The following is a 9930-nucleotide window of genomic DNA, read 5'->3' as shown; positions in this document are numbered from 1 at the left end:
TTATCAATCTTCAAGCTGATGCCGAGACCTGATTTAAATAGATTTAAAAAATATCGAAAAGAAGCTTGATATTGAGAATGGTCAAGATGATTGAAACTACGTAGCCTAGGATTGTATTCCACTTGGCATTGGTGAATTCTCCCATTAGTGACTTCTTAGAGGTCAAATAAATTAAAGGAAAGATTGAGAACGGAAGAGCGATTGACAGAAAGACCTGTGAGTAAACCAATAACTGATCCAAGGTCTTTTCTTGATGTCCAAATAAGACAGCGACTATGATCACAGGTAGCAAGGCAAAAATACGCGTACCGATACGGATAATCCACTGAGGTAATTTCAGATGCAAGAAACCTTCCATGACAATCTGTCCTGTCAAGGTGCCTGTAATGGTCGAATTTTGTCCACTTGCTAAGAGAGCTAAAGCAAACAAAGTTGACAAAGTCGAACTAGCTATCGCTCCTGCTATTGTTGAATCCTGTAAAGCATTGTACATTTGGGAGAATGCCGAAATTTCAGATGCATAACCAAAAAAAAGGGAGGCACCTAAAATGAGCAACAAGGAATTGACAATAAAGGCTAAGGACAACTGAAGATTAGAATCCCAGGTCATAAAGCGCACTGCTTTTCGGACGTCCTTCTTATCTTTGTGGTTGATTTTCCTTGTTTGCGATAATGATGAATGAAGATAGAGATTATGCGGCATGACTGTCGCTCCTACAATCCCTAAAGCCAAGGTCAATTGACTCTCATGTCCCGGCAGGGGACTTTCAAATAAAGTCGAAGTCGGTAAATAACCACCAAAGATTCCCTGAATACTTGGATTGGATAAAGCCACTAGATAAGAAAAAATACCTAATATAGTTAAGATAAGGGTCGTAACAATAGCTTCAATCTTCTTGAACCCAAACTTCATCAACAAAAGTAAAAGAAATACGTCCAAAACGGTTAGGAGGATAGCAACCATAATCGGTATTTTAAACAAAAGATTTAGTGCAATCGCTGAACCTAAAACTTCAGCCAAGTCTGTCGCCATTAAAGCCAATTCTAAAATCACCCACAGACTATAGCGGAGCCATTTGGGAGCATGATGAGCTGTTGCTTGCGCTAGATCCATTCTAGTCACTATACCGAGCTTTCCAGCCATCTGTTGCAGCTGCATGGCAATGATAGATGAAATCAAAATAACAAATAAGAGATTATACTTGTAAGAAGCGCCACCAACTACACTGGTAATCCAGTTCCCAGGATCCATATAACCAACTGCTACAAGAGCGCCAGGTCCTAAAAATGCTTTTAGATTTTGCCAAAAATGATTGTTATTGGGAGTTTCAATAGATTGATTGATCTCAGAAAGAGAGACCTTTTTGTAAGAAGACATAGGAATTTTACACTTTCTAATCTGTCTTTACTTTTTTTAATGGATTTTTTGAAAATATAATGAAAATAGTTTACTATTTCTAATTTAGTCTTATTACATCACATTTTGGAATGATTCTTCAGGAAAGCATGATAGTTGAAATAAGCAACACCAGTATTGCAAAAGCCAGCGTCAGAAAACGCTGGCTTTAAAACTGTGAAAAATTTTCTCAACTAGATTGCTTCTGTGACAAAACTACGGCTTTCAAGTACTTTAAGCATGGCATTAGCTGTATCTAGGGCTGTAAAGAGGGGCACTCCGTGTTCAATAGCTGAACGGCGGATTTGCTCACCATCTTCGTCAGCAGTTCGTTTTGTTCCTACTGTGTTAATGATAGCTTGAATTCTTCCTTTGCGTACAAAACTTGGAATATCCTGATCATCATCACCAATCTTACCAACAGGTTGGGCATGCAATCCATGACTAGCAAAGAAGTCTGCTGTCCCTTCTGTCGCGAGGATTCCATAGCCAATATTTTGGAAACGACGAGCCAAGTCCAAGGCTTCTTCTTTGGCATCATCAGCGATGGTGAAGACTACATTTCCAAAAGTTGGCAAGTGTAAGTAAGAAGCTTCAAAGGCCTTATAGAGAGCTTTTTCCAAAGTAGTATCAGAACCCATAACCTCCCCTGTCGACTTCATTTCAGGACCGAGCAAGCTGTCTACCTTAGCTAGTTTGGTAAAGGAGAAGACAGGTGCCTTGATATGAACACGAGTGCTTTCAGGGTAAAGTCCATCTTGGTAACCAAGTTCTGATAAACTTTGACCAAGAATAAGCTTAGTTGCTACTTGAGCCATAGGGATATTGGTCACTTTAGAAAGAAATGGAACCGTACGGCTAGCACGCGGATTGACCTCGATAACATAGACTTTTTCATCCTTGATGACAAACTGGATGTTCATCATTCCAAGACAGTTAAGACCGATTGCTAGGCGTTTAGTATAGTCTGCGATTGTTTCTTGCACCTTTTGCGACAAGGTTTGTGGTGGGTAAACGGCCATTGAGTCACCTGAGTGGACACCGGCACGTTCGATATGCTCCATGATACCAGGGATAAGGACATTTTCTCCGTCTGAAATGGCATCAACTTCGCACTCTTGCCCAACGATATAAGAGTCGACAAGAACTGGGTGGTCTGGACTAGCCTTAACAGCAGTTCGCATATAAGAACGAAGGTCTTCTTCGTTTTCAACGATTTCCATGGCACGTCCACCAAGTACATAAGATGGGCGGACAAGAACTGGGAAGCCAATCTTGCGAGCTGCAAGAACTGCTTCTTCTTCATTGGTAGCCGTTTGTCCTGGTGGCTGTGGGATATCCAAGTCTTTAAGAGCTTGCTCGAAGAGGTCACGGTCTTCGGCACGGTCTAGGTCAGCGACTTGCGTACCAAGAATAGTCACACCTGCTTTTGCCAATGGCTCCGCAAGGTTGATAGCTGTTTGACCACCGAACTGAACGATAACGCCTTTTGGTTGCTCCAAGTCGATAACATTCATAACATCTTCGAATGTCAATGGCTCAAAGTAAAGCTTATCTGATACAGAGAAGTCTGTAGAAACTGTCTCTGGGTTTGAATTCATGATGATAGCTTCATAGCCAGCAGCCTGGATAGCCTTAACCGAGTGAACAGTTGCGTAGTCAAACTCAACCCCTTGACCGATACGGATTGGACCAGAACCTAGAACTAGAACGGATTCCTTATCAGACTTGATAGACTCGTTTTCCCAACCATAGGTCGAATAGAAGTATGGTGTTTCAGAGTCAAACTCCGCAGCACAGGTATCGACCATCTTGTAGACTGGAACAATCTTGTTTTCCAAACGAAGCTGGCGAACTTGGTCAGCTGTCGTTGCCCATAGTTCAGCAATCTTACGGTCTGAAAACCCATTGAGTTTGGCAGTTTTCAAAACGTCTAAATCTTGTGGATGGGCACCCAACTCCTGCTCAATTTCAAAGATATGTAGGAGTTTATCGAGATAAAAGATATCGATTTTTGTAAGCTCTGCAATTTCTTCTGGTGTGTAACCACGGCGAATAGCTTCTGACACATAGAAGAGACGGTCATCTTGGGCTTTGACAACTTTTTCAATCAAGGCATCATCAGAAACTGCTGCAAGTTCAGGCATTTCATTGTGGTGCACCCCAATTTCAAGGGAGCGACAAGCCTTAAGAAGAGATTCCTCGATGTTACGACCAATCGCCATTACTTCTCCAGTCGCCTTCATCTGAGTACCAAGACGGCGTTCACCCTTTTCAAACTTGTCAAATGGGAAACGAGGAATCTTGGCAACCACGTAGTCAAGGGCAGGCTCAAACATGGCATAGGTTGAACCTGTAACTGGGTTAATAACCTCATCCAAGGTCAAACCTACTGCAATCTTAGCAGCCAATTTTGCAATCGGATACCCTGTCGCCTTAGATGCCAGAGCAGAAGAACGCGATACACGAGGGTTTACTTCGATAACATAGTACTTAAAACTGTGTGGGTCAAGGGCCAGCTGAACATTACATCCACCTTCAATCTTAAGGGCACGAATAATGCTCAAGCTTGCGTCACGAAGCATTTGGTTTTCATAGTCTGACATGGTTTGGGCAGGGGCAAATACAATGGAATCCCCTGTGTGAATCCCAACTGGGTCAAAGTTTTCCATGTTACAAACAACCAAAGCATTGTCGGCTGAGTCACGCATCACTTCGTATTCGATTTCCTTGAAACCTGCGATTGAACGCTCAATCAAACATTGGGTCACAGGTGACAATTTCAATCCATTTTCAGCGATTTCACGCAATTCTTCCTCATTAGCACACATACCACCACCAGTACCACCAAGTGTAAAGGCTGGACGGACGATGACTGGGTAGCCAATTGTTGCTGCAAAGGCAACAGCTTCTTCAACAGTGTTTACAATTTCAGATTCTGGAATTGGTTGGTTGAGCTCTTCCATCAATTGTTTAAAGAGGTCACGGTCCTCCGCTTGGTCGATGGCAGATAATTTAGTTCCCAGAAGCTCAACACCAAGCTCATCAAGGATACCATTTTTAGATAATTCCATGGCCATGTTGAGACCTGTCTGACCACCGAGTGTTGGTAGCAAGGCATCTGGACGTTCCTTACGGAGAATACGAGTCACAAACTCAAGTGTAATAGGTTCGATATAGACCTTGTCCGCAATCTCCTTGTCCGTCATGATGGTGGCAGGGTTTGAGTTAACCAAGACAACCTCATAACCTTCCTCTTTCAACGACAAGCAAGCCTGGGTCCCAGCATAGTCAAACTCAGCAGCCTGACCAATAATAATCGGACCAGAACCAATCACCATAATTTTTTGAATATCAGTACGTTTAGGCATAGTTTATGATACAAAGCCCATAAAAAACACAGTGAAAATAGGAAACTCGGTGCAGACGCCTTCAGCGTCAAGACGATGTTTATCTTTTTCACACAGTTCTTAGGGCGTGTTCACTTCCGCGAACAATGTATCTTCTCCTTTCTATTCGGCAACTCTCAGGTTGCCATTAAATAAATTCTCCGACGATTTTTTAGCGAAACGATACTTTTCGGTAAAAAATCTAGTGCAGGGAGTTTTTAGTTCGCCTGATAGCGACTAAAAGAAACGACCTGCCTTTCTATTCGTCGCCTCACAGGGCGACATTAAATAAGATACAAAGGATGAATAGAAAGCGATTGAATTTTAGGAAACCAAGGAAGGATTGACAATCCAAATTGGTTTCTCTAAATTCCGAGCTTTCTGTCCGTGTTCAGTTACATAAATTCTCCGACGAGCTTTTACTCGTTCTTAGTTTGATTGTTTAAAAGCTTCCATCATCTCGATAAACTCGTCAAATAGGTAGCTTGCGTCGTGTGGACCAGGGGCCGCGTCTGGGTGATATTGAACAGAGAAAGCAGGTTGGTATCTGTGACGCACACCTTCAACTGACTTGTCATTGATTTCTTCGTGGGTGATAATCAAGTGTTCTGGCAAATCCTCACGGCTAACTGCATAACCATGGTTTTGACTTGTAAAATCCACACGTCCTGTAGCAATTTCGCGTACCGCATGGTTGAATCCACGGTGACCAAACTTCATCTTGTAGGTCTTAGCACCGTTTGCCATTGCAAAGAGTTGATGCCCCATACAAATACCAAAGATTGGAATTTTCCCTTGCACACCACGAATCATATCCAGTGCCTGTGGAACATCTTCTGGGTTACCTGGACCGTTTGACAACATAACTCCGTCAGGATTGAGATGGAGAATTTCTTCAGCCGTTGTCGAATAGGGAACAACTGTCACGTTACAGTTGCGTTTAGAAAGTTCACGTAGAATTGAGTGCTTAAGACCAAAGTCCACTAGAACCACGCTCAAACCAACTCCTGGAGCTGGATAGGATGTTTTAGTAGAAACCTGCTTGATATTATCTGTCGGCAAAACTGTTGCTTGGAGCTGGTCCGTCACATGGTCCATACTATCTCCAACATGAGTCAAGGTTGCACGCATGGTACCATGCTTACGGATAATCTTGGTAAGTGCACGCGTATCAATTCCAGAAATACCCGGAATTTTCTTGGCTTTCAAAAATTCATCCAAGGTCATTTGGTTGCGCCAGTTGCTTGCTCTACGTGCTTCTTCAAAAACAACGACTCCTTTACAAGTTGGAATGATGGATTCGTAATCATCACGGTTAATTCCATAATTTCCCACCAAAGGATAAGTAAAGGTCAAGATTTGTCCATTATAAGACTGGTCTGTAATGGATTCTTGGTAGCCGGTCATACCTGTATTAAAGACGATTTCGCCTGTTACATCAATATCTGCTCCGAAGGCCTTGCCTTCAAAAACTGTGCCATCTTCTAATACTAGAAGTCTTTTTGTCATATTTTCACCTCTCGTGGACGCTCACTGGCGTCTTTTAACGTCTTGTGTTTTAGTTGGCGTTTCTACTCGCCAGTACGGATTCTAAGATTGCCATTCGAACAAAGACACCATTGGTCATTTGTTGGACAATCCGTGATTTTGGTGCTTCAACCAAGTGGTCTGCGATTTCTACATCACGGTTGACTGGGGCTGGGTGCATAAGGATTGCTGTTTCTTTCAAACGGTCATAACGTTCTTGAGTCAAGCCATGTTGGGCATGGTAGTCTTCTTTTGAAAAGACAGCTCCACTATCATGGCGTTCATGTTGCACACGGAGAAACATCATGACATCCACCTGATCAATGATTTCATCAATGGTTACAAACTGTCCATAATCTGCAAACTCTTGACTTCTCCATTCCTCAGGTCCAGCAAAATAAAGTTCAGCTCCCAAGCGTTTCAAAATCTGCATATTGGATTTAGCAACGCGTGAGTGGTCCAAGTCACCTGCAATCGCAACCTTGAGACCCTCAAAGTGACCAAATTCCTCATAAATAGTCATCAAATCAAGCAAGCTCTGGCTAGGGTGTTGACCCGAACCATCTCCACCATTGATGATGGAAGTCGTAATCGTCGGACTTGCAATTAACTCTCTGTAGTAGTCAACCTCAGGGTGGCGAATCACACAGACATCCACTCCTAAAGCAGACAGAGTCAAAATGGTATCATAAAGTGTCTCACCCTTATTGACTGAACTAGTCTTCACATCAAAGTCAAGTCGCTCCAATCCCAGTTTAATCTCTGCCACTTCAAAGGACTTATGCGTTCGTGTAGAATCCTCAAAGAAAAGATTGGAAACAATCGGATGGTCCTCATAGGGAAGCTGAGCTCCATTTTTAAACTCAATTCCTCGCTTGATCAATTTCATCACTTGATCGACAGTGAGGTCTTCCATGGACACCACATGGTTTAATGCTTGTTGATTTACTGACATGGCTACTCCTTTAGCTTTCTAAGCTTCTTCAGTAATCAGAACTCTATCTTGGCCATCAAGTTCTGCCATCTCTACGATGATTTCTTCAGAACGACTAGTTGGTATGTTTTTTCCAACGTAATCTGGACGGATTGGCAATTCTCTATGTCCACGATCGACTAGAACTGCTAAACTCACGCGCGCAGGACGACCATGACCTACAATATTATCAATAGCAGCACGGATGGTACGACCTGTATAGAGCACATCATCCACCAAGATAACTTCGCGGTCTGTCACATCGACAGAAACCAAAGAAGTATCTTCTCCACTTTTAACATCATCACGGAAAGGTTTAGTATCCAATTCCACAACAGGAACTGAAAGATTTTCTAGCTGTTCCAAACGTTCTTGGATTCGGTGGGCGATAAAGACACCACGAGTTTTAATACCAGCCAAGACGATTTTATTCAAATCTTTGTTGCGTTCGATAATCTCATAAGTAATACGCGTAATCGCTCGTTTGACAGTCAATTCGTCTACAACTTCTTTTGCCTTCATGACAAACCTCCAAAAAGAAAAGTCTCCTTAAACAAGGAGACTTGAAATGTATAGCCAAGCGAGCCCTACTGCAAACAGTATAGACTTCACCCTACTACTTAATCGTTCTCCTTGCCTGCCTCACGGGACAGGTTTAAAGGAATATTTAGTTATCAAATACTATAGCACAAAGCATGCTTAAAATCAAGCAAAAACTTTTGAAACCCCATCTTATAAATTGCTTATAAATTGCTAAAGTCATATAACTGTGGGTACTGGTCACACTCTGGATTTTTAGGATGGCAAATGGCTCTTCCAAAATAAATCATGGCCTGATGGGCAGCTAACCACTGCTCCGGTGGCAAGATATCCATGACCCGCTTTTCCACCTCAAGCGGTGTCGCTGATTTTTTGACAATATCGTGGTGTTTGCAGATACGCTCCACATGAGTATCCACTGCAAAGGCTGGAATCCCAAAGCCCACACTCATGACAACATTGGCTGTCTTGCGACCAACTCCTGCAAGACTTTCCAATTCCTCACGTGTTTGAGGAACTTGGCCATCAAAATCATCTAGTAACTGTTGGGCACATTTTTTAAGGAATTTAGCCTTATTCCGATACAGTCCCAGGCGAGAAATGTGTGAAGCAATCTCACTCTCTGTCGCTACAGACATGGCTTGTGGCGTTGGAAAGGCAGCAAAGAGACCTGGTGTGGCCTTATTTACCGCTGCATCCGTTGTCTGAGCTGACAACATGACCGCAACTAGTAGTTCAAAATGATTGGTAAAATCAAGACTGGGCTTGGCATCTGGAAACAGAGCAATTATTTCTTCCAGCACTTTTCGTGCTCGTTTTTTTGACAAGACCATTATTCGTCTCCGTCAAATAGTCCTTGTAAGCCAGCAAAAGGACTGTTTTCTTCTTTCTTAACTGCTTGTTGGGCTTGGTATTCTTCCTCTGTCATGATTTGCCAATCATTTCCTGAGACAAAACCTTGACCCGCCTCTTCTTCAGCCGTCAAGACCTTAATAGGGATATTGAGCAGAATATTGTCTGATACGCTCTCAGCAAGGTCAAGTTCTCCATTTTCGATAGGCAAGACCAAATCATCATCTAAAACTTCCTGATCCAAGTGGTTGCTTGCGCCTTCCATGAAAACTTCCGTTACTGGATAAGATTCAACTAACTCAACTGGCTCCATACTGCGACTAGAAGCAAGAACAATGGTGTAAGACAATTGATAATCTAAGAAATACATACGATCTTCGTACTGTACTTTCCCAACTGCAAGTATATCTTTCACATCTATAATCTCTTGATTACGATTACGTAAGTCTGCGACTAGGTCTAAACTTTGTTCAAATTGCAAGCCTTCAGACTGCTTGCGAATCTCTTGAATATTTAATTTCATACTTCCTCCATAAAGATTTACTCTCTTGATTATACCATGAAAGGGCTACAAATCAGCCTATCAAACTTTGTAAATAAAATTCGATTTTTTAACATATTTACTATGACATTTTTGTTTTTTAGTGCTATACTATAGACAAGAATACATCAGAGCAAGGAGGATGCTCACATGGAAGACAAAGAACTCATTACTAATGCAACCCAACTCCTATCCGAGTTAAATAAAAGTTTCCAAAGCTGCAAACAGGGTACTGCAGATGATACTCGACTACAAGAGCTGCTAAACACTACTATAAAAGAGCTCAAAAAAGCGGAAAAGTTGAACAACAGTATTTTAATCGACCTTGAGAAATTTTACCAACGTACCAGTCTTCTGATAGGCCTTGGTAGCCTAAAACTAAACGATCAAGCACGTACCGCTTGGCGCAACTATGACAAGTTCCATTACGAGCATGTCAAACACGTACTAACTCTTTATGGACCTGTTTTCGGATTTTAGAGATTAGAATTGTCAGTTTTCTGTTGACAAAATATCCTGAAAGGTATAGTATAGAGATACTAATACTCGGAGGTAAGGGAGACATGAACAACTAAGTCTATCAAATAAAGAACTTTATTTAGTAGATCTTGTTTTTGTCTCTTTTTGTGTACTCTTTTATGCTCTTTTTCTGGCATTTTATACTCAATGAAAATCAAAGAGCAAACTAGGAAGCTAGCCGCAGGTTGCTCAA

At 42.0% G+C, this 9930-nt stretch carries 8 protein-coding genes; 1 reads left to right on the top strand and 7 read right to left on the bottom strand.

Features of this window, described 5'->3' with window-relative positions; translation table 11 throughout:
• Positions 1 to 43: 43 nt before the first annotated feature.
• The 7 genes from QZ565_RS05865 to QZ565_RS05835 form a co-directional block, all read right to left on the bottom strand.
• Complete coding sequence (locus QZ565_RS05865) at positions 44 to 1378, bottom strand: Nramp family divalent metal transporter (RefSeq protein ID WP_295526858.1); 1335 nt, start codon at positions 1376 to 1378, stop codon at positions 44 to 46.
• Positions 1379 to 1590: 212 nt separating this feature from the next.
• Positions 1591 to 4767 carry a carbamoyl-phosphate synthase large subunit gene (gene carB / locus QZ565_RS05860; RefSeq protein WP_295526855.1) on the bottom strand — a complete coding sequence of 1059 codons (3177 nt, stop codon included), beginning with the start codon at positions 4765 to 4767 and terminating at the stop codon, positions 1591 to 1593.
• Positions 4768 to 5214: 447 nt separating this feature from the next.
• On the bottom strand, positions 5215 to 6294 hold the full coding sequence (locus QZ565_RS05855) for a carbamoyl phosphate synthase small subunit (RefSeq protein ID WP_000166853.1): 1080 nt from the start codon (positions 6292 to 6294) through the stop codon (positions 5215 to 5217).
• Between the two features lie 49 nt (positions 6295 to 6343).
• Positions 6344 to 7267: an aspartate carbamoyltransferase catalytic subunit gene (locus tag QZ565_RS05850; RefSeq protein ID WP_000115770.1), complete on the bottom strand. Its 924-nt coding sequence runs from the start codon at positions 7265 to 7267 to the stop codon at positions 6344 to 6346.
• An 18-nt stretch (positions 7268 to 7285) separates the two neighbouring features.
• Positions 7286 to 7807 (bottom strand): bifunctional pyr operon transcriptional regulator/uracil phosphoribosyltransferase PyrR, encoded by a 522-nt coding sequence (gene pyrR / locus QZ565_RS05845; RefSeq protein ID WP_000644747.1) that lies wholly within the window; start codon positions 7805 to 7807, stop codon positions 7286 to 7288.
• Positions 7808 to 8028: 221 nt separating this feature from the next.
• Positions 8029 to 8658, bottom strand: a complete 630-nt coding sequence (nth, locus tag QZ565_RS05840) for an endonuclease III (protein WP_000244443.1) — start codon at positions 8656 to 8658, stop codon at positions 8029 to 8031.
• Positions 8658 to 9200 (bottom strand): DUF177 domain-containing protein, encoded by a 543-nt coding sequence (locus QZ565_RS05835; RefSeq protein ID WP_295526847.1) that lies wholly within the window; start codon positions 9198 to 9200, stop codon positions 8658 to 8660. The genes nth and QZ565_RS05835 overlap by 1 nt, the downstream gene beginning before the upstream one ends.
• Positions 9201 to 9368: 168 nt before the next feature.
• Here QZ565_RS05835 and QZ565_RS05830 point away from each other — a divergent pair, with 168 nt between their 5' ends.
• A complete protein-coding gene (locus QZ565_RS05830) occupies positions 9369 to 9698 on the top strand; it encodes a hypothetical protein (RefSeq protein ID WP_049546492.1) in 330 nt (109 codons plus the stop codon).
• Positions 9699 to 9930 lie beyond the last annotated feature (232 nt).

The organism is uncultured Streptococcus sp. (assembly GCF_915066115.1).
Lineage (GTDB): Bacteria > Bacillota > Bacilli > Lactobacillales > Streptococcaceae > Streptococcus.
Note: the sequence above shows the minus strand (reverse complement) of the source record. Positions and strands in the feature narration are given on the sequence as shown.

Bases quoted from the DNA above. Each gene is read 5' to 3' on its own strand.
- QZ565_RS05855 (WP_000166853.1), bottom strand. From the start codon at position 6,294: ATGACAAAAAGACTTCTAGTATTAGAAGATGGCACAGTTTTTGAAGGC.
- QZ565_RS05850 (WP_000115770.1), bottom strand. From the start codon at position 7,267: ATGTCAGTAAATCAACAAGCATTAAACCATGTGGTGTCCATGGAAGAC.
- QZ565_RS05835 (WP_295526847.1), bottom strand. From the start codon at position 9,200: ATGAAATTAAATATTCAAGAGATTCGCAAGCAGTCTGAAGGCTTGCAA.
- nth (WP_000244443.1), bottom strand. From the start codon at position 8,658: ATGGTCTTGTCAAAAAAACGAGCACGAAAAGTGCTGGAAGAAATAATT.
- QZ565_RS05830 (WP_049546492.1), top strand. From the start codon at position 9,369: ATGGAAGACAAAGAACTCATTACTAATGCAACCCAACTCCTATCCGAG.
- carB (WP_295526855.1), bottom strand. From the start codon at position 4,767: ATGCCTAAACGTACTGATATTCAAAAAATTATGGTGATTGGTTCTGGT.
- pyrR (WP_000644747.1), bottom strand. From the start codon at position 7,807: ATGAAGGCAAAAGAAGTTGTAGACGAATTGACTGTCAAACGAGCGATT.
- QZ565_RS05865 (WP_295526858.1), bottom strand. From the start codon at position 1,378: ATGTCTTCTTACAAAAAGGTCTCTCTTTCTGAGATCAATCAATCTATT.